Raw genomic sequence first — 16,778 nt, 5'->3', positions numbered from 1 at the left:
GGCGGCATCAGGAAGCGCGGCGGCACGTATTTTTGCGCGCAGGTGAAGGCTCCGTCAAAGGCGACACGGCTGATCCCGTTCATCTTCTCGGCCGATCAGGCCTATGCGCTCGAATTCGGCGATCTCTACATCCGCGTCTATGCCTATGGCGCGCGTGTCGGCACGGTCGAAGTCGTTTCGCCTTATCCCGAGGCCGATCTGTTCGACCTGCAATTCGTCCAGTCGGCAGACCAGATGTGGATCACCCACAAGGATCATCCGGTCAAAGTGCTGACGCGCACTGCGCACACGACCTGGACGCTCGCCGATTTCGTCTTTCTCGACGGCCCATACGACAAGATCAACACCACGGCCACGACGCTAACGCCGGCCGCAACCGGCAACGCCATGCCGGTCATGGTCGCGAATACGCTGCCAAGCGGCACGGTCAGCAACAGCAACGGCTCATCCGACGTGTGGCAGGTGTTCGATGGCGACAAGCAGAAGGGGGAGAACATAGCGGGCTTTCCGAGCGGGTATCTGCGCTACCAGTTCGGCGGCGGCGGGGCCAAGACGGTCGACGCCTACTGGATTACCGCCACGAATGATCACTCAGACACTGCATCGCCGACCCAGTGGCAATTCCAGGCCTCGCACAACGGCACCGACTGGACGACGCTCGACAGCCGGGACGGAGAGACCGGCTGGTCCAAGTCGGAAACCCGTTTCTTCGACGGCTTCAACAACACGGTTGCCTACGAATATTATCAGCTACTGTTTTCAGGTGGCGGCAGCGATGGAACCGCTATCGCCGAACTGGCCCTGCACGAATACGCGCCGTCGCAAACGCCGTTCGATCTCTCGGCCTCCTCGATCGTCGGCATCAACGACGGCATCGGCTTCCAGACCAGCGATATCGGCCGCGCCATTCGTCTGCTTGGCGCGGATGGCTTCTGGCGCTGGGCCAAGGTCGTTGCCCGGACCAGCACGACGGTGGTCACGGTCCAGTTGTACGGGCATGCTCTGCCCGATCTCAGCCCGATCATTCGCTGGCGTCTCGGCACGTTCGTGCCCGGCAAGTATGTCCAGAGCGGTTCGCTTTACGAGGAGCGTCTGGCGTTCAGCCGAAAATTCTCGGTCTATGCCTCGCAAACCGGCGATTTCGACAACTTTGCCACCGGTGAGAAAGACACCGACGCGCTGGAATTCGTGCAGGCAGGTGGCGGCCAGGCCAATGACATTACGTGGGTGGCGGAATCGGACGGTGCGCTGATCATCGGAACGCTTGGCGGGGTGAGGGCGCTGTCGGGTTCCGGCATCGACGAGGCGCTGACGCCGTCCTCGTTCAAGAACCGCCGGTCCCGGACTTTCGGTTGTGCCCCGCTGCGTCCCGTCGATGCGGGGCAGTCGTTCTTCTATGTCACCCGCTCCCGCAAATCGATCGCCGAGCTGACGCAAAACGCCACCGGCCGCTTCACCTCCGACGATGTCGGTCAGATATCGGAGCACATTCCCAAGAAAGGCGTCGTCGAACTCGCCTTCCAGACCGACCCCGATCCGCTGCTCTGGTTCCCGCTCGGGGATGGCGAACTCGGCGGCTACACGCACCAGCCGTCGCAGGACGTTCGCGGCATGCACATCCACCAGATCGCCGGAAGCTTCGCAGGATCGAACTGGGCCGTTGTCGAAAGCGCCGTGGTGATGCCCGGCCGGGACGGCAACGACGATCTCTGGCTGATCGTCAAGCGCACGATCGGCGGCGTGACCAGGCGCTATATCGAAATCAAGACCGCGCCGTTTGAGTATGGCGGGATCGGTGATGCATTCGAAGTCGACTGCGGCCTGACCTATGGCGGCGTCGCTGTGGGCACGGTCTCAGGGCTTGATCATCTCAACGGCGAAACACTCGACGTCTTGGTCGATGGCAAGGTCTACAAGGGCCTTGCTGTGGCTGCTGGCGCGGTTTCGCTGCCCGGTGGGGCTACGGCAGCCAAATGGCAGGTCGGGCTCGGCTACCAGTCCGAAGCCAACACGCTGGAGCTCGACGTCGGCGGTCGCGACGGATCGATCGTCGGGCGGCGCAAGAAGGTGGCCAAGCTCATTCTTTCGCTGCTGGAAACCGACACAACCGGGCTTCAGGTCCAGTCGTTCATCCGCGGCCGCTGGGAGCCGGTTCGCATCCCGTCCGTGGTTGCACCCGACGGCATGGCGAAATTGTTCACCGGCAATGTCGAGGTGCCGATCGACGATAGCTGGGAAGGGCAGGGGCGGGTGAAGATCCGCCACGTCAATCCAACGCCCTGCACGATCAGGGCGATGACACCGGTGTTCGACGCCGAGCCTTAGAAACTGCTGATCTCCCCCCTCGAGGGGGAGATGTCGCCGAAGGCGACAGAGGGGGTCGGTTCGTCCTGACGCGGCCTCCTATCGCCTCCATCGCGGGGGAAGAACGCCGGCGCTCCACGCGAGACGACCCCCTCTGCCCTACCGGCCATCTCCCCCTCGAGGGGGGAGATCACCCGCTCCGTCCTCCATCGCTTCCCCAACCAAGGAACCCACCAGTGACCCCAACCCATGCCGAGCAACTCGGCAGGGCGCGGACGGCTGCCGATTTCGCTGCCATCCGCGCCTTGCTCGACACCGACCTCAACGATGCGATCGCCCGCAAGGGCGAGCTGGAAGCGGAAAAGTTTGACGCGATCTTCGGCGCCGGCAATTTGACGGCGGCGCGTGCCGCATTGGACGACTGCAACGCTGAAATCGCGCTGATCGAGAAAACCATCGAGGACGCGGACGAGCGCCGCATTGGCGCCCCCCTGGACGAACCCCCCGCCGAAGCCGTCGCCGCCACGCCCGCGCCGGGCGACGAGGTCAGGACAAACGCCGAGGCGCTCGGCGAGCGCTGGCGCACGATCCACTGGCTGATCGAACAGCTGCGCCAGGAGCTGTTCGCGGCCGATGCCTTGAGCCGCGCCATCATCGCCAACGGCATGTTCGATGCCGACGGCGCTGCCGGGGTCAGAGTCAACCTGACCACCATCCGGCGCACTGCCATGGCCGGCCCGCGGGCCGCCGCGCCATCGCGTCTCAGCCGCCCGGCGATCCAGGCCGACCGGCTGCTTTTATCCTTCCTCAGCCCCGGCGGCGTGCTCGACCGGCGGCCTTCGATCGGCGCGCCGGTCGACGGCATCAAAAGCAAATTCATTCCCGCCGGCGAACGAGGCTGACCATGTGCACACTAGCTCTTATCGGTACGGCGCTTTCCGTCGGCGGCGCGCTGGCGGAAGGCCAGCAGTCCAGGCAGATGGCCGAGTACCAGGCCAAGGCCTATGAACAGCAGGCGCGGGCCGACGCCCAAAGCTCGGCCTTCGAGCAGGGCCAGGAGCGCCATAAGCAGGATCTGCTGCAGGCGCAGGCGCGTGCCCAGGCCGGCGCTTCGGGCGTCGCTATTTCTGGTTCGCCGACCGAGGTGATGGCGGCCAATGCGAGGCAGGGCCAGCTCGACCTCAAGGCGATCCAGTACGGCTCGCAGCTGCGCCAGAACGGTCTCGCCACGCAGGCGGCGATTGCGCGCTTTTCCGGCAGGCAGGCGGTCGGCGCCTCGATCTTCAAGGCCGGCGGCAGTCTCGTATCCGGCATCTCCGGCCTCTACGACCCGGCCAAGGCGGTGACGTTCGGCAGAAGCGCCTTCCCGCCGGCGCCGGGTGGAGGCCTCTACTGATGGCCACCATCCCGCTCCAGCTTGCCCAGCGCCGCCTCGATACCGGCACTGTGGCCTCCTATCCCAACGGCTCGCCGGTGGGCGCCGCCATGCAAGGCTTTGGCGACGAGCTGTCGGCGATTGCCGAACGCTTCAAGCAGCAGAAGCAGCAGCAGGATGCGTTCGACGCCGATATTATCGGCCGCGAGCTCAACGCACGCATCGCCCACGCCGAGGCCGTGGCGGTGCAGACCGCGCCGGCCGACGGCAGCGGCCTGCACGACTTCATGTATGGCCAGCTCGATCCGCGCAGCGACGGCGTCGTCAGGCCCGGCCTGTTCGACCAGATCTTCGACGACACCGTAGCGAAAGTGCCGGAGGGCGAACGCGCCAATTTCCTCGCCCAAAAGCAGGCGCTGCGGCTCGCCGGCTCGGCCCGCATGGCCGCGCAGCAGCACGCGCGGCGCCAGAACTACGAGCAGGCCGAGTGGAGCAAGGTCGAGGACGGCACAAGCGCCATCGCGCAGGGCGACCCGGACGACACAGGAACATTCGAGGCGATCCGGCAGAGCGGGCTCGAGCTGATCGGCAAGATGGGCAACCCGGTGGCCCGCCAGGCCGCCGAGGCCGCCTGGCGCAGCAACACGGCAAAGGCGCTCGCCCAGGCGATGATCGCCAAGGACCCGAAGCGCGCTGCGGAGGTGCTGGGGACTGGGCCGGTCTCAACGGACGGCAGGACTAAGGACGATACCATCGAAGCTGTGGGCGGACCTCGGGCGAGTGGGTCCAGCGTGCTGGCGACGCGCGAAGCGCCCGTAGGTGGCCTTCCGTCCGACGAAACACCTATCCGCACGGGTTCCGTGGGGCCCGTCGGAAATACGGCTTGGGCTGCCGCAGGACCCTGGATTGCCGACTTGTCGCCGGACACGGTTCAGGATCTCGGCCAGAAGGCGCAGGTAGCGACTGTGGCAAGCCTGGTCGATGCGCGCACGAACATCGACATCGCCTTGCAGAACGCGCCGGCTGCCATTGCCAATACCGGCAGCTATTCTGGCAAGACACCGGGTGCCGAAGACTTCACTGCCGTGTACGGCGCCGAAGATGGCGGCAAGCGTCTCCAAGCCTTCGACATAACGGCTGATATCGGCCGCGCGGTTTTCGACATGCGACCCGTCCCGAACCAGGCGATACACGCCCAGATTCGGGATTTTGAACCCGGCCCCTACGGCTCGCCGGAAGAGCGGGAGCAATATGAGATAAGGGCCGGCGCCGCGCAATTGGTGCTGGGTGCCAGGCGCGCCGATCCCGCCGGTTACGTCGGCCAACTGTTCCCGAACCATGCTCCGGACTGGGATAAGATCACAGCTCCTGAGGATTATAAGGCTGCCGTCACCTGGGCCGTCGCTGCTCAGCAGGAGTTGGGCTTCGACCGAATACTGCCAATGCCCTGGGCTGTAGCTGGCCAGCAGGCGGCGAAATACATCGACCAAGGCGTGCCGTTCGAAAAGCGCCTTGCCAAGTTGAGTTCGATCGTCCTGGCGGTTCGCGATCCTGATGCCCGCAAGGCGACAACCCAACAGATTTCTGTGGCGGCGGAAGCCCAGTGGCGAGCCAAGGCCGCCCAAGATCCGAACGTCGCGCCAGAGTCGTTGGAAGCCCAGGTTGCAGTGCTCAAGAACGGGCTGGCGTGGATCGGGGAACATCCGGCCCAAGCCCAGTACAGCACCATGCCGTGGCTACAGCAATTCGGCTTGGCGTTCTCGGATGTCGGCCGCCTCACGGCTAAGGGCGCGGCCGCCGGCGGTGCGGATGCGATCTCCGCCGGGCTGGACTCCGCTTGGTCCGGAGGAAACTACCAGAACCTCCTCGAAGATGAACAGGCCAAGACCGAGGACGCCGAGGACCGGGCCGGTTCGGCCGGTTGGGCGGCGGAAGCCCTCGGCACCGGCTTAAGCGGATATGGCCTGGCGGAGAGTTTGTTCGGTTTGCTGGGCCGGGCAAGCGTTGGCGCGGCGGCAGAGAACGGCTTGATCGGTCTTGCTGCCCGAACTGGCGTCGGGGGTGTGGCGGGTGGCACTTATGGCGGGGCATACGCCTTCAACACAGGACAGAGCGTCCCCCGGGGAATTGCCAACGGCGCGCTTTGGGGGGCGGGCGGCAATGTCCTTGCCGAAGGGCTCAGTGCAGTTGGCAGCCAGGTGTTGGCAAGGCTTGCCGGGCGTTCTGCGAATGCTAAACCTTGATATCGTACTGGATAGTGGGGCTCCCCCGGTTTCTGTCAATGCAGAAGAGATTCCGATCTCGACCGGCAAGGCCCGAGAAATAAGGAGGCCCTATACGCATTTGGAAGATCCTCCCAACGTTGCGTCCGGCAAGGATCCAACAAAGAAGCAGAGGATAGCTATTTTCGAGGAAAATAAAAGGGTGAATGATGGAATTTTGAGATCGGATGAGAGTGGTATAGAAATAATTCCAGCAAAGAAAAGCAAAAGAGGCGTAACTCCTCCAAAAAACGAAGCTCATATCGATCACATAGATCCGGTTAATCCCGCTGGCAAGACAAAATCGTCAGGATCAAATAGCCATAAAAATCTTCGTCTTACGGCTAGGTTTGAGAATATAGAAAAATCGAACAAATAGGTGACATATGACCGAATGGAAGTTCGAAAACCCAAAAAACACAGCCGTTATTTCGACTCGGAAGATATTTAGGGGGGGCGGCTGGATTGCGTATGTGTCACATGATGATGACGGCGACGATAATGAGTCGTGGCAATTCTACGGAAATGAAGCTGAAGTTGATCAAGATGACCTAATTTTAGTGGCCTTGGTCGAGGTGGTCGAGCTTGATGGAACTGTTGCACAGTTGGCGGATTTGCCGTTAGGCTGGCGTGCGTGGCGCGATACAAAGTCTTCGCCATGGAAGCGCGACAAAATCACCTAAACACATTCTGAATGGTAGCGGAGTTTACTCTGCTTTGATCCGGTGAAAGTAAAAAAAGGCGTTACTCCTCCGCCAACGAATCACAGTTTGATCACATCGATCCGCTTATTCCAGTTGATCCGACAAAGACTCCCGGATCGAATAGTTACACCAATGCAAGGATGGTTGCAAGAATTCGAAACAGAGAAAGTGGAACAAATAGGCGCTGTGATGACTAAATGGAAGTTTGAAGACCCCAGAACGTAGCTGTTTTTGTAAACAGGAAAGCTATACGCAATGGTAGGTGGGTTGCTCGCGTCGTGCATGATGATGATGACGGATCATGGCAGTTTCACGCGGATGAATCCGAAGATTTCGATGAAAGCGATATTATGATCATAAGCCTGAAAAATATGGTTGAAAAAGACAAGACTATTATGCAGTTGGCTGATTTACCTTACGGCTGGTATGCTTGGCGCGAGACAAAAACCTCGCCATGGAGGCGAGGCAAAACCCTCGACGAACACCCAGAATCGGAGCGGAGTTAGTTTCGACTTCCAATTGTAACGGTTGACATGGGTGATTGCGACGCTGAGCGGCGGAGCCGACAGCGGTGCAAGAAACCGGGGCGTCACTTCGCACGGAGCGTTCTGGCAAGGACCAATCAGCCCACGGGCCGGAATATGGATGTGTCTCACGAGAAAGCGCTGGCCGACGGGGGGGCAGATCACCTCTCAAACATCACGCATCGTGCGAGAGCAGATCATATTAAACACCATGGCGATGCAGGAGACTATGCTCGCTGGGCAAGAAGAAGATGGCTCAAGCAAGAAATGAAAGGGAACACAAGTGGTCGAGAGAAATTATAGCGACGTCAAACCCGACTTGACCAGCGTCACCCGCTTGCCGTCGACTGACAAAAGCACAGGCGATGAAGAGCTTGATGCTGCACGTCTGGAAGCCCTGAAAATATCTTGATTTCTATGATTGGGTTTCAGACATCAAGGGGGAATACCTTGGATACGGGGCCGACGGCATAACCTATATTTTTCTCTTCGAGATTGTTCCGGGCAGGCCGGAAGTTGACCCATGGATATGGGTAATCGTCGGCGATGTGCCCCCGACATATTTGCCGGCGGTAGACGCCAAGACTCCATACGAGGCGCTGGATGGATATATCGGCGCCATGGAAGAGTGGGTCGAAGCTGCGCGACGGGGGACTCGGTGGCAGATCTAATCCCGGTCAACGTGCCGCCTAGCCCAGCCAACGCCGAAATGTTGGATAGCCGTCTCAAATTTCTCGACGAAAGGGTGTTGCCGGAACTTCGGGAGTGATCGGCTGCCGCTTGTCGGCAAGCGCCGTCAGTTCCTTGACGAGAACGTGCTTTCGTTGCTCCCGAAGTGATGTACTGGCGTGCTCCGTGGCTCGTCGCGGATGCAAGCCCGGCACTCGGTTCGACCGGATCAGCACTGGCGCAATCACTGGTGAGTGCGCACGCCGGAAATGGCGACCAGGCACGCAACGTGCCGGCGGTCTGATTGTGGTCACGATGCTGGCTTATGGCCTGCTAACCGCCGGGCGGTCAGGTTGGCGGTGCCTTCTGGATCGCCTCCTGTTTCAGATGAAGGATTGACCTGTTGCGCACAGACTCTTTTCCGACCATGGCAAGGATCGTTTTTCTGCTCACCTTGGCCGGCGTCCTCCTGCTCGCGCTTTCGCCGGTGCGGTTCCTGCAGGAGTTGGACATGGGCTTCACCTTCCAGCACGACAAGCTCAACCACGCCGCGGCGTTCGCCGTGCTGGCGGCGCTTGGAAGCCTCGGCTGGCCGGAGCACAAGACGAGGCTGGTCGTACTCCTCGCTCTTACCGGCGCGGCGATCGAGCTGCTTCAGGGCGCCCAGCTGATCGCGCGCGATATGGATATCCTCGACTGGGTCGCCGACTGCGCCGGCATGGCCTGTGGGCTGGCGGCCATGGGCGGCACAAGAAGGCTGATTGGCGGATTGCTGTAGCCCTTGACCGCGTTGCCGCTCTCCGTCCGGAAAATGTAAATCGCCGGCTGCGCCGGATAGCGCGGTGTCCGGCCGCGTAGCTTAAGTCTCCCACCGACAGCACCGAACCCCCTTCCAGCCTCGCTTATGCGGGGCTTTTTTTATGGAGCAAGCCCTCATGTCCCGACCTGCAACTGCCGCCGTTCGTCTCCTGACCGGCGAACGCGAACCCGTGCGCCTCGCAACCACGGCCGACATCCTCCTGCACGGCCTGCAGGCCATCGACGGCGTGCCGACCGAAATCGGCGACCGCGTGCTGGTCAAGGACCAGGCCGACCCGACGCAGAACGGCATCTACACGGCGAGCGAAGGCGACTGGTTCCGCGCCGCCGACGCCCGTTCTACGCGCACCCTGCAGAAGGGCACGACCGTTCACACCCAGGTCGGGTCGGTCAACGCCGACCGCGTGTTCGAGTTCACGGCCGACGAGCCGGCCATCGGCGCCGATGCCATCACCATCGCCGCATCCGTTCCGCCCGACATCGCCGATGTGGTCGAAGAGGTCGAAGCGCTGCGCGATGAAACCCAGGCCTTGAAGGATGCTGCCGCTGCCAGCGCCGGCCAGGCAACCGCCAGTGCTGCCGCTTCCGCCGCGAATGCCGGACAAACCACAGCCGACCGGGCTGCCACCAATTCCGATGCCGTCGCGGCCGCGGCCGCCGTCATCAGCGCTCAGGCTGCACGCGACGCTTCGCTCTACGGCAAGGGCATTTTCCCGACGACTGCGGCGGCAATCGGCTTCGGCGTCGCCGGCAACGGTGCGATCACGCCAGGCTCCGGCGGCGCCAACGGCACGTTCGACCTGGCGTTTACCGGCGGGACCGGTTCGGGCGCTGCCGGCCGCTTCGTCGTGGCGGGCGGCGCGCTGACGCAGATACTGATCACGGCGCCGGGCTCCTACACAGTGGCGCCGACGTTCAGTTTTGCGGCGTCGGCAGGGCTCGCCGGCGCCGCCGCAGCGGCGGTGCTGGGCAGGAATGTCGATGTCGGCGAGTATTTCTGGACGGAAGTTTCGACTGGTGTGCTTGGGCTGTACAATGTCACGGCCGGGCCTGTGGCGGCCGATACGGGCGTTCGCGCGGCAACGGCTGCTCTCCTTTCGAGCGTCGATAGCCTTGCAATGATCGAAGGCCTTAGCGTTCCGACCGCCAGGCTAACTGAGGCGGCCGGATCAGTCAGCCCATCTGTATATCGATCCTACTCTTTTGTGTCGGGCGACACGATCGAGCACATTGCCATTGCCAAAGCTGGAGAGCGAAGCATTCTGCAGCTTATTCACGCGGGGGCTGGTGCGGCCTATACAGCCAACTTCAATCTTGAGGAGGGTATCGTCTCAAGCAGTTCTGGCGCGAACCTCGTCAGCGCTGCCATCACGGATATTGGCTCCGGCTGGTACGAGTGCAAGGCTGTCGTCCTGGCTGCGGCAAATATTACGAACAATGTGCAGGCACGCATGTCGGCTGCTGGCGTTTTTCCGTTCACCGGCGATGGAACCAGCGGTATGTACATTCGCAGTATCGTGCTGCGCAAGCAGGGCCTGCCGGCTAACCTGTTCCCGAGCAGCGACCCCGCCAACGCCGCCTTCACGAAGCAGAACGTGACGGTTACCACCACGGTCAGCCCTTATGAACCGGTGCTGATCTCCCTGCCTCCGCTTGTCGATGGCCTCGACGTGACCGTCAGAGGCCGAATGACGGCGTCGAAGCTTGTCGAATGGTCGGCTCTGGCAATCCTTCCGTTTATCAGGGCAGGTCCGTGGTCAATGGCGACAATATCGTCTGGAAAGTCACCGCCAAAAAGGCCGAACGCAATCGTCTCAATCTCTACTCCAACAACGCCGTCATCTTCGACTGCACCTTCAATCTCGACACCGGGACTGCGACCGGCACGGGCGCGAGCATCGTCGCTCTTGGCAACGGCTGGTACGAATGCACGGTCACGAAGACGGCAACGGCCACGGCCGCGACGAACTGGCAACAGCGTATTTTCCCGTCTGCTGGCGGTCACCCGTATGTCGGCGATGGTGTGTCTGGATTCTATGTCCAAAGGTCGGCTCTAAGCATCAATGGTGGGCCGAATGTCTTCTCGTCTTCGGAAAACCTCTCCAACTCGGCCTGGACCAAAAGCGCCGGCGTGACGGCAGTCGCCAATGGCGCTCTGTATCTTGGCCTACTGTCGGATCCGGCCAACATCGGCGGCGATCCATATGACGACGGCTCGGCCGCCCTGGTTGGTAAGAAATTGACGCTGATCGGCTCTAGTATTTCGGCCGGAGCCTACTACGTTCCCGTCCTCGCCGGTCTGACCGGTATGGTCCCTACCAATCTAGCCGTCAGTGGCTCGGCCTTGGGGCTGAGCACCACCGCCTATCCGAGCTACGGAATGTCCAATGCGATCACCAACATTCCGGTCGACGCGGAGTTGGTAATCCTGGAGCCGGGCCCGAACGCCTTTGGCGCGCAGGAGACGCCCCTGGGCGCTCTCGGCGACACGACCTACGCCACTCACTATGGTTCGCTGTGGGCGGCGTGCGCCGCCATCCGAGCGCGTGCGCCGAACGCCAAGATCGTCATGATTGGCACCTACAGCGGCGGCCCTGGACACGCGACGCACCGGATAGGTCGGGTGAATGGCCAGGGCAACACCATGGACCAGTTCTTCAACGCCGAGCGCGAAGTGGCGAAGCTGCTGTCCATACCGTTAATCGACGTAGGTGGTGAGAGTGGCATCGGCTACCTGACCTCGTTGCTTTACATGGGCGATGAGCTCCATCCGAATGCTGCGGGCAGTCTGCGTCACGGAACTTTCGACGCTGAGGAACTCCGTTGTCTGTCGCGCCGGGGCTTCTTCGGAGCCTAGACTGGAATGGTCCTGTGTGGCAGATGTTCGCGAATGCGCGTCTTCTCCACCGTTCTCACTCTTCGCCGCCGCTTTTGGTCGTGGATCGCCACGGGCGCCGCTAGGGAGAATGCCGTCATCGGGCGGCGCACGAAGTTCGGCGCCGGGGCAGAGATCTTTAATATCCACGGCGACCGGTCTCGCGTCTCAATCGGCGCGGACAGCCATTTGGATGGGCATTTGCAGGTCTTTGCCCACGAGGGTCGGATCAAGATTGATGATTGGTTCTATCTTGGCCCAAGCTCGACGATTTGGTCGTCAGACCCGGTGGGGATCAAGATCGGAAAGCGGGTACACGTCTCATGGGGTGTGGCGATCCACGACACCAACTCGCATCCTATGGACCCGAAGAAGCGCTTCGCGCAGATGCAAGCCATCTTCAAGCGGGGCCATCCTAGAGTCGACCCTGGCATCCGCTCCGCTCCGATCGTGATTGGAGACGATGTCTGGATTGGGAACAGTGCCATGATCATGAAGGGTGTCACGATCGGCGATCGGGCGATTATCTCCGCCGGTTCCATAGTGCGAACAGACGTCCCTGCTGACGCCCTGGTGCGGCCTGACCGGGTCGTGAAATGATGCCTTTGGGTTAATGCTCATCACACGGTTAGCTCACTGTCACGAAGGGCATGTGCTTGATCCGCTCCCATTGCTCCTTCGCCGTGGTTCCTGACCAGCCGTTGCGAAGTGCACTCTCGCGGTACGCCTCCACAGGCTCTAGTCCGGGCAAGGCCACAGTCTGCGGCAAGAAGAACAGGTTGCCGCCAGCCGCCGAGACAGCGACGAGTTTGTAGCCGTGACTATTGCAGAGCTGCGTCAGAGCGGTGATCGAGGCGCCGTGATACCAACCGCTTTCGTGCTTTGCGGCCCTATCGAACGACGGATCGTATGGCACGGTGACGGGGTTGAGCCCGAAGCTGGCATTGTACTCCGCGACAATGACGGCCGGGCGCACTGGCAGCAAGGCTTGCAGAAACCAGTAGTCGTTTCCATCGACATCGACGGAAAGCACTCCAAGTTGCGGAAAATGCGTGGCGAGACTTTCGATGTTGTTGAGATCAATGAAGCTCTGGCGCACTTCAATCCGCTTTGGAAGCAGCGAGCGCGCCAACCGCACGGTCGTTGCGTCGCCGTCGACGAGCAGACCCCTGAATTCACTAAGCCCAATGCAGTTGTACTCCGTCGGATGGAAACCAAATTCCAAGAACGTTTTCGGGCTTTGGCCAACGATCTGCGACAGGATTACACTTTCGTCTGATTGCGGAGACCCGGCAAGGCGAGCCTTTGCGAGGTGAAAATAATATCGGAGGGGGCTTGAGCGAAGGAAAGCATGCATGCGCGATTGGACATTCATCAATGGATGAATCCTGATCGCCCGCCCGCGGACAATTATTTGCGACAAGCGGCGGTGGTTTGCAAGCTTGCAAACGCGCGTGTCCGCCAGTCTGGAGGCCATTTGAAAATCGCCGAAAAGTTCGTCAGAAGAATTGCTCTGCGAGGGCCGCTCGGGATGCTGTGCGCACCAACAATGGCACAGCAGGCCGACCAGAAATCCTATAGCTGGGAAGTATTTCGGAATTGTCAGGGTTCATCGCCGACGCGGACCTGCCGCGGGCGGAGCAGCTACCGTCTGCTGTCCTGCGGCTTCTGGTGCGGGTCCTGGCTTTTCGACCACCAGACAAAATACAGCGAGCCCATCTTCATCACAGGCACGCGGCGGTCGCGTTCCCGGGCCCGCAACTCACGATAGGTCTTCATCTTCAGAGTGCCGCCAGGCAACCTGATACGCACTGCCATCGGTCCAACTCCCGTTGTGCAACGCAGCAATTTTCGTGCAATGCGGTAAGTAGAGACCTTCCGTTACGGGAGAGTCAACAGCAGCCTCATCAACTTATTTTGCAAACTGGCCGGCGGAGGTCGGGGCGGGCTTTCCCAGGCGCATGGCAGCCGAAAAAATTCATGCGTCACCCTGGCGACTGATCGTCAACCAGGCGCTGGCGGTTCGACCACCAGGTGAAATAAATCCGGCCAATCTTGACGACGGGTATGCGGCGGGCGCGTTCGCGGTCGCGCAATTCGCGGTACACCTTCACCTTCAGCGTGCCGCCCGGCATTCTGATACGCACTGCCATCGCTTCCGCCGCCCCAAATTGTGCAATGCAGCATCGCCTTCCGCTGCGGAAGAGTCAATGCCTGCCCGCTGACTATTTCTGGGACTAGTCGAGCGGCTTTGAGGTTTTGGCGCGCACGGCGGTTCCTGATCACCGAGGCGGCATGCCCAGTCGGGATCGTCGGGTGCGCGGGCTATTTCCTGGGCGAGGATTTTCTGGGCGAGGATGGGCGATCGGACACGCCGCTCGGCCACCAGATGACGAAGTAATTGCCGACCTGCCAAACCGGCACCTCGCGGTTCTGCTCGCGGCGCCGCAGCTCGCTCCTTTTCTTGATCTTCAAGGTGCCGCCCGGAAGCCTGATTCTTATCGTCACGTGTCCTCCCGCTAAAGCTACGAACGATAGACGGGAACAGTTTCATCCCGGCTAGGCAATTTCATCCAGGCCAAGCAATTTCGGGGCCGAAAACGCAGCGCGCCTGACCGCAGCGATATCGCCGGAACCGGCTTCATTTGAAGAAATCCGCAATGCCGTTGATGGCCAGCACCGCATAGACGATCGGTCCGGCGATAAACGCACAATAGAGACAGAGGATCGCCGCCAGCACCGCGAGCAACGGCTTGTCGCGAGCAACGGCGCGGAGCTCGGACTTCACCGACCAGCGCGCCGCAGCGGTTTGTTCATCATCAGACATGTGCACCATCCCGCGGCCATTTCACACGGCGGGTCGAAAACATCAACCTTCCTTGCCACATCGGCGCGGGCTGCCGCCCAATTCTGCTTTGCCGCCGCGCATCTGCTTTTTCAACCTCAAAACCTTGCCCGCGAGGGCGGAAAGGACTGCCCATGGACATGACGTTCAGGGGCGCCGCCAGGCGCCTCGATGATATAGACTTGCCGAAACTCGGTGCCCGGATCGGCGTCGGCGAGGACGAGATGCACGCGTTCCTCGATGTCGAGACCAGCGGGCATGGCTTCGACGCCGTTGGCCGGCCGGTCATCCTGTTCGAACCGCACGTCTTCTACCGCAACCTGTCGGGTGCCAAGCGGGCACAAGCGGTAGCCGCCGGCCTCGCCTATCCGAAGTGGGGCGCAAAGCCCTATCCCAGGGATAGCTACCCACGGCTCAGGGCAGCTTGTGCGATCGACGAAACCGCGGCGCTCAAATCCGCTTCGTGGGGCTTGGGCCAGGTTCTCGGCGAGAATTTCAAGGCGGCAGGCTTCCTTACCGTGCAGGCGATGGCCGAGGCAATGATGGCGGACGAGGCGCTGCAGCTCGGCGCGGCGATCGATTTCATCGTCGAGAAGCGGCTCGACGACAATCTGCGCAATCATGACTGGTCGGGATTCGCCAAGGGCTACAACGGCGCCGGCTATCGCAAGAACGCCTACGATACCAGGCTTGCCGAGGCCTATCGCAAATGGTCGCGCATCAAGGACACGCCCTGGCCGTCTGCCGGTCCGGTGTCGTCCGCGGTCGTCCCCGCAGTCCCGCCAGAGCCCGCCAAGCCAATTGCCGTTCCACAAGCGACCGCTACGCCCTCTGGGCCTCCCGTGGCTGTCGCCAGGCCCGGCTTCTGGGCAGCGCTGATCGCCGCCATCCTCAAATTATCAGCCATCCTCAAGCTATTCGGAAGGAAATGACATGTGGACCCGGATCAAGAGCTTTTTCCGCGACAGCGAGACAATATTCTGGGCGCGGCTTCAGGCGGCCATCGGCGTCATCGCGACTATCGTCACCTATGTCGACCCGCAGGTTCTTTCGCCGGTCGTTCCGGGGGAATGGTTCCCCTGGTTTCTTGTGATCAACGGCGTTTTGACCGAGTTCCTGCGCCGCCGCCGCGCGGAGGACTTGTGATGGCAGCGCTTCTCAGCATTCTCAGCGCCATCATCGGCAACAGGGTCGTCATGACGGCATTCGCTGCTGTGGCGGGCGGCATCGGCCTTTACGTTGCCGGCGGCATCAACCGGGCGAGGAAGGAGGCGGTCAAACAGGCAGAGGCAAAAGTCGCGGCCGCCGAGGATCGTCTGGAAATGAGGCGCGAGGCCGCCGCCGAAGAGCGCAAGGCCGCCGGCATGGCCGATGCGGCAGCAAGGGCGGAGGCTGAGAAATGGGCAAGGCGCTGATCCTCTGCGTGGTGCTCGCCGGCTGCACGACAACCGCGCCGGCCGGCAATCCGCGCCAGGTCTGGTGCGACCACAACCAGCCGCGCCGGCCATCCTCCCCGGTCGTTGCCGCCATGAGCCGGCCCGAGCTCGACGAGATGAACGCCTTCAACGGGCAGGGCGCCAGATGGTGCGGGTGGACGCCATGATGCACGAATTGCTCGACGTCCTGGGCATCAAGGCGCCGGTGTTGGTCGCCGGCCTGTCCGGCGGCATTTTGCGGGCCTTGTCGCGCCATCGCTACAAGGTCCGCGAAATGGTGGCCTCGCCGATCTGCGGCGCGCTGGCGGCGGCCTATCTGACGCTGCCGGTCGTGCATTATTTCCGCGCCGCCGGCCTGCCCATTCCTTCTCCGGACGACGACACCACGACGCTGGCCGCGGCGTTCCTCATCGGCGTCTCGGCGATGTGGATCTCGGACATCGTCTTCGAGGTTATCGTGCGCCGGTTCGGGCCGGTGAAGGAGGAATAAGCCGCCCAAGCCCGCCGAAATAGTGACGTTCAGTTGGAGCCCGCCGCGCCGAAAGGTGCGGCGGGCTTTTTGCATTTTTGCTCGCATTCTGTACGATCTTTCTTTCGCGACAGGGCGGCTCGATCCGGCGCTGCCCGACCAAGATGCGCGTTAGGCATGGGAGATGGTGTCATGCTTGCCAAGGTCCAGACACAAGCGGCAGTCCTGACAGCCGGGGCGCTTCTGTTTGCCGCAACGGCCGACGCGCGGCCGGACAGCCGCGCGATGACATGCGAACAGACGCAGCTTCTGATCCAGAGGCATCGCTCTGTCGTGCTCACCACCGGCCAGAACACCTACGACCGTTACGTCCGCCAATTCGGCAATGAATGCGACTGGCCGCAGGTGCCGCGCGCCGCGTATATCAAGACGCGTGACGGTCAATGTCTGGTCTATCGCTGCCAGGAGCCGCTCTTCGACCTCCCGAATTGAAAGCA

At 61.7% G+C, this 16,778-nt stretch carries 21 protein-coding genes and 2 pseudogenes; 18 read left to right on the top strand and 5 right to left on the bottom strand.

Features of this window, described 5'->3' with window-relative positions:
* The first annotated feature begins 42 nt into the window (after window positions 1-42).
* From NKI08_RS25405 to NKI08_RS25355, 12 genes and pseudogenes are all read left to right on the top strand, one after another.
* A complete protein-coding gene (locus tag NKI08_RS25405; protein WP_352773053.1) occupies window positions 43-2,325 on the top strand; it encodes a phage tail protein in 2,283 nt (760 codons plus the stop codon).
* A gap of 284 nt (window positions 2,326-2,609) precedes the next feature.
* The gene (locus tag NKI08_RS25400) at window positions 2,610-3,206 is read left to right on the top strand and encodes a hypothetical protein (protein WP_352773051.1); all 597 of its coding nucleotides are present in this window, start codon (window positions 2,610-2,612) and stop codon (window positions 3,204-3,206) included.
* 2 nt (window positions 3,207-3,208) lie between these two features.
* Window positions 3,209-3,700, top strand: coding sequence for a hypothetical protein (locus tag NKI08_RS25395; protein ID WP_352773049.1), 492 nt, complete (start codon window positions 3,209-3,211; stop codon window positions 3,698-3,700).
* Entirely contained in the window at window positions 3,700-5,922 is a 2,223-nt protein-coding gene (locus NKI08_RS25390) for a hypothetical protein (RefSeq protein WP_352773046.1), read from the top strand. The genes NKI08_RS25395 and NKI08_RS25390 overlap by 1 nt, the downstream gene beginning before the upstream one ends.
* A complete protein-coding gene (locus tag NKI08_RS25385; RefSeq protein WP_352773043.1) occupies window positions 5,909-6,319 on the top strand; it encodes a hypothetical protein in 411 nt (136 codons plus the stop codon). The genes NKI08_RS25390 and NKI08_RS25385 overlap by 14 nt, the downstream gene beginning before the upstream one ends.
* Before the next feature lie 7 nt (window positions 6,320-6,326).
* A complete protein-coding gene (locus NKI08_RS25380) occupies window positions 6,327-6,623 on the top strand; it encodes a hypothetical protein (RefSeq protein ID WP_352472061.1) in 297 nt (98 codons plus the stop codon).
* 299 nt (window positions 6,624-6,922) lie between these two features.
* Window positions 6,923-7,150 (top strand): hypothetical protein, encoded by a 228-nt coding sequence (locus tag NKI08_RS25375; RefSeq protein ID WP_352708486.1) that lies wholly within the window; start codon window positions 6,923-6,925, stop codon window positions 7,148-7,150.
* Between the two features lie 1,090 nt (window positions 7,151-8,240).
* Window positions 8,241-8,615 carry a hypothetical protein gene (locus NKI08_RS25370; protein WP_352638321.1) on the top strand — a complete coding sequence of 125 codons (375 nt, stop codon included), beginning with the start codon at window positions 8,241-8,243 and terminating at the stop codon, window positions 8,613-8,615.
* Window positions 8,616-8,757: 142 nt separating this feature from the next.
* A pseudogene (locus NKI08_RS25365) lies at window positions 8,758-10,152 on the top strand (phage head spike fiber domain-containing protein); the annotation flags it as partial.
* A 215-nt stretch (window positions 10,153-10,367) separates the two neighbouring features.
* Window positions 10,368-10,640 (top strand): annotated as a pseudogene (locus NKI08_RS34740) (phage head spike fiber domain-containing protein); the annotation flags it as partial.
* Between the two features lie 39 nt (window positions 10,641-10,679).
* Window positions 10,680-11,513, top strand: coding sequence for an SGNH/GDSL hydrolase family protein (locus tag NKI08_RS25360; RefSeq protein WP_352773037.1), 834 nt, complete (start codon window positions 10,680-10,682; stop codon window positions 11,511-11,513).
* Between the two features lie 33 nt (window positions 11,514-11,546).
* Window positions 11,547-12,131, top strand: coding sequence for an acyltransferase (locus NKI08_RS25355; protein ID WP_352773034.1), 585 nt, complete (start codon window positions 11,547-11,549; stop codon window positions 12,129-12,131).
* Window positions 12,132-12,159: 28 nt separating this feature from the next.
* Here the strand turns inward: NKI08_RS25355 and NKI08_RS25350 are convergent, their stop codons facing one another.
* The 5 genes from NKI08_RS25350 to NKI08_RS25330 form a co-directional block, all read right to left on the bottom strand.
* The gene (locus NKI08_RS25350; protein WP_352773031.1) at window positions 12,160-13,008 is read right to left on the bottom strand and encodes a hypothetical protein; all 849 of its coding nucleotides are present in this window, start codon (window positions 13,006-13,008) and stop codon (window positions 12,160-12,162) included.
* A gap of 167 nt (window positions 13,009-13,175) precedes the next feature.
* Entirely contained in the window at window positions 13,176-13,349 is a 174-nt protein-coding gene (locus NKI08_RS25345) for a hypothetical protein (protein ID WP_352452704.1), read from the bottom strand.
* Between the two features lie 167 nt (window positions 13,350-13,516).
* Window positions 13,517-13,684, bottom strand: coding sequence for a hypothetical protein (locus tag NKI08_RS25340; RefSeq protein WP_352458144.1), 168 nt, complete (start codon window positions 13,682-13,684; stop codon window positions 13,517-13,519).
* Window positions 13,685-13,856: 172 nt separating this feature from the next.
* Window positions 13,857-14,039, bottom strand: coding sequence for a hypothetical protein (locus NKI08_RS25335; RefSeq protein WP_352491000.1), 183 nt, complete (start codon window positions 14,037-14,039; stop codon window positions 13,857-13,859).
* Between the two features lie 133 nt (window positions 14,040-14,172).
* Window positions 14,173-14,358, bottom strand: coding sequence for a hypothetical protein (locus NKI08_RS25330; RefSeq protein WP_352474196.1), 186 nt, complete (start codon window positions 14,356-14,358; stop codon window positions 14,173-14,175).
* A gap of 152 nt (window positions 14,359-14,510) precedes the next feature.
* Here NKI08_RS25330 and NKI08_RS25325 point away from each other — a divergent pair, with 152 nt between their 5' ends.
* The 6 genes from NKI08_RS25325 (at window position 14,511) to NKI08_RS25300 (ending at window position 16,773) form a co-directional block, all read left to right on the top strand.
* Complete coding sequence (locus NKI08_RS25325) at window positions 14,511-15,308, top strand: N-acetylmuramidase family protein (protein ID WP_352773026.1); 798 nt, start codon at window positions 14,511-14,513, stop codon at window positions 15,306-15,308.
* A gap of 1 nt (window position 15,309) precedes the next feature.
* Complete coding sequence (locus NKI08_RS25320; RefSeq protein ID WP_352474200.1) at window positions 15,310-15,522, top strand: hypothetical protein; 213 nt, start codon at window positions 15,310-15,312, stop codon at window positions 15,520-15,522.
* Window positions 15,522-15,791 carry a hypothetical protein gene (locus NKI08_RS25315; RefSeq protein ID WP_352773023.1) on the top strand — a complete coding sequence of 90 codons (270 nt, stop codon included), beginning with the start codon at window positions 15,522-15,524 and terminating at the stop codon, window positions 15,789-15,791. Before NKI08_RS25320 ends, NKI08_RS25315 begins: the two co-directional genes overlap by 1 nt.
* Window positions 15,776-15,979: a hypothetical protein gene (locus NKI08_RS25310; RefSeq protein WP_352491004.1), complete on the top strand. Its 204-nt coding sequence runs from the start codon at window positions 15,776-15,778 to the stop codon at window positions 15,977-15,979. Before NKI08_RS25315 ends, NKI08_RS25310 begins: the two co-directional genes overlap by 16 nt.
* Window positions 15,979-16,302, top strand: coding sequence for a hypothetical protein (locus NKI08_RS25305; protein ID WP_036245970.1), 324 nt, complete (start codon window positions 15,979-15,981; stop codon window positions 16,300-16,302). Before NKI08_RS25310 ends, NKI08_RS25305 begins: the two co-directional genes overlap by 1 nt.
* Before the next feature lie 171 nt (window positions 16,303-16,473).
* Window positions 16,474-16,773, top strand: coding sequence for a hypothetical protein (locus NKI08_RS25300; RefSeq protein ID WP_352474206.1), 300 nt, complete (start codon window positions 16,474-16,476; stop codon window positions 16,771-16,773).
* Window positions 16,774-16,778 lie beyond the last annotated feature (5 nt).

The organism is Mesorhizobium sp. M0768, assembly GCF_040320195.1.
GTDB lineage: Bacteria > Pseudomonadota > Alphaproteobacteria > Rhizobiales > Rhizobiaceae > Mesorhizobium.
Note: the sequence above shows the minus strand (reverse complement) of the source record. Positions and strands in the feature narration are given on the sequence as shown.

What these genes read in the sequence shown, in the direction of transcription:
- NKI08_RS25395 (WP_352773049.1), top strand. Translation starts at nt 3,209, where the DNA reads ATGTGCACACTAGCTCTTATCGGTACGGCGCTTTCCGTCGGCGGCGCG.
- NKI08_RS25390 (WP_352773046.1), top strand. Translation starts at nt 3,700, where the DNA reads ATGGCCACCATCCCGCTCCAGCTTGCCCAGCGCCGCCTCGATACCGGC.
- NKI08_RS25385 (WP_352773043.1), top strand. Translation starts at nt 5,909, where the DNA reads ATGCTAAACCTTGATATCGTACTGGATAGTGGGGCTCCCCCGGTTTCT.
- NKI08_RS25380 (WP_352472061.1), top strand. Translation starts at nt 6,327, where the DNA reads ATGACCGAATGGAAGTTCGAAAACCCAAAAAACACAGCCGTTATTTCG.
- NKI08_RS25355 (WP_352773034.1), top strand. Translation starts at nt 11,547, where the DNA reads ATGCGCGTCTTCTCCACCGTTCTCACTCTTCGCCGCCGCTTTTGGTCG.
- NKI08_RS25350 (WP_352773031.1), bottom strand. Translation starts at nt 13,008, where the DNA reads ATGGCCTCCAGACTGGCGGACACGCGCGTTTGCAAGCTTGCAAACCAC.
- NKI08_RS25345 (WP_352452704.1), bottom strand. Translation starts at nt 13,349, where the DNA reads ATGGCAGTGCGTATCAGGTTGCCTGGCGGCACTCTGAAGATGAAGACC.
- NKI08_RS25340 (WP_352458144.1), bottom strand. Translation starts at nt 13,684, where the DNA reads ATGGCAGTGCGTATCAGAATGCCGGGCGGCACGCTGAAGGTGAAGGTG.
- NKI08_RS25330 (WP_352474196.1), bottom strand. Translation starts at nt 14,358, where the DNA reads ATGTCTGATGATGAACAAACCGCTGCGGCGCGCTGGTCGGTGAAGTCC.
- NKI08_RS25325 (WP_352773026.1), top strand. Translation starts at nt 14,511, where the DNA reads ATGGACATGACGTTCAGGGGCGCCGCCAGGCGCCTCGATGATATAGAC.
- NKI08_RS25320 (WP_352474200.1), top strand. Translation starts at nt 15,310, where the DNA reads ATGTGGACCCGGATCAAGAGCTTTTTCCGCGACAGCGAGACAATATTC.
- NKI08_RS25315 (WP_352773023.1), top strand. Translation starts at nt 15,522, where the DNA reads ATGGCAGCGCTTCTCAGCATTCTCAGCGCCATCATCGGCAACAGGGTC.
- NKI08_RS25310 (WP_352491004.1), top strand. Translation starts at nt 15,776, where the DNA reads ATGGGCAAGGCGCTGATCCTCTGCGTGGTGCTCGCCGGCTGCACGACA.
- NKI08_RS25305 (WP_036245970.1), top strand. Translation starts at nt 15,979, where the DNA reads ATGCACGAATTGCTCGACGTCCTGGGCATCAAGGCGCCGGTGTTGGTC.
- NKI08_RS25300 (WP_352474206.1), top strand. Translation starts at nt 16,474, where the DNA reads ATGCTTGCCAAGGTCCAGACACAAGCGGCAGTCCTGACAGCCGGGGCG.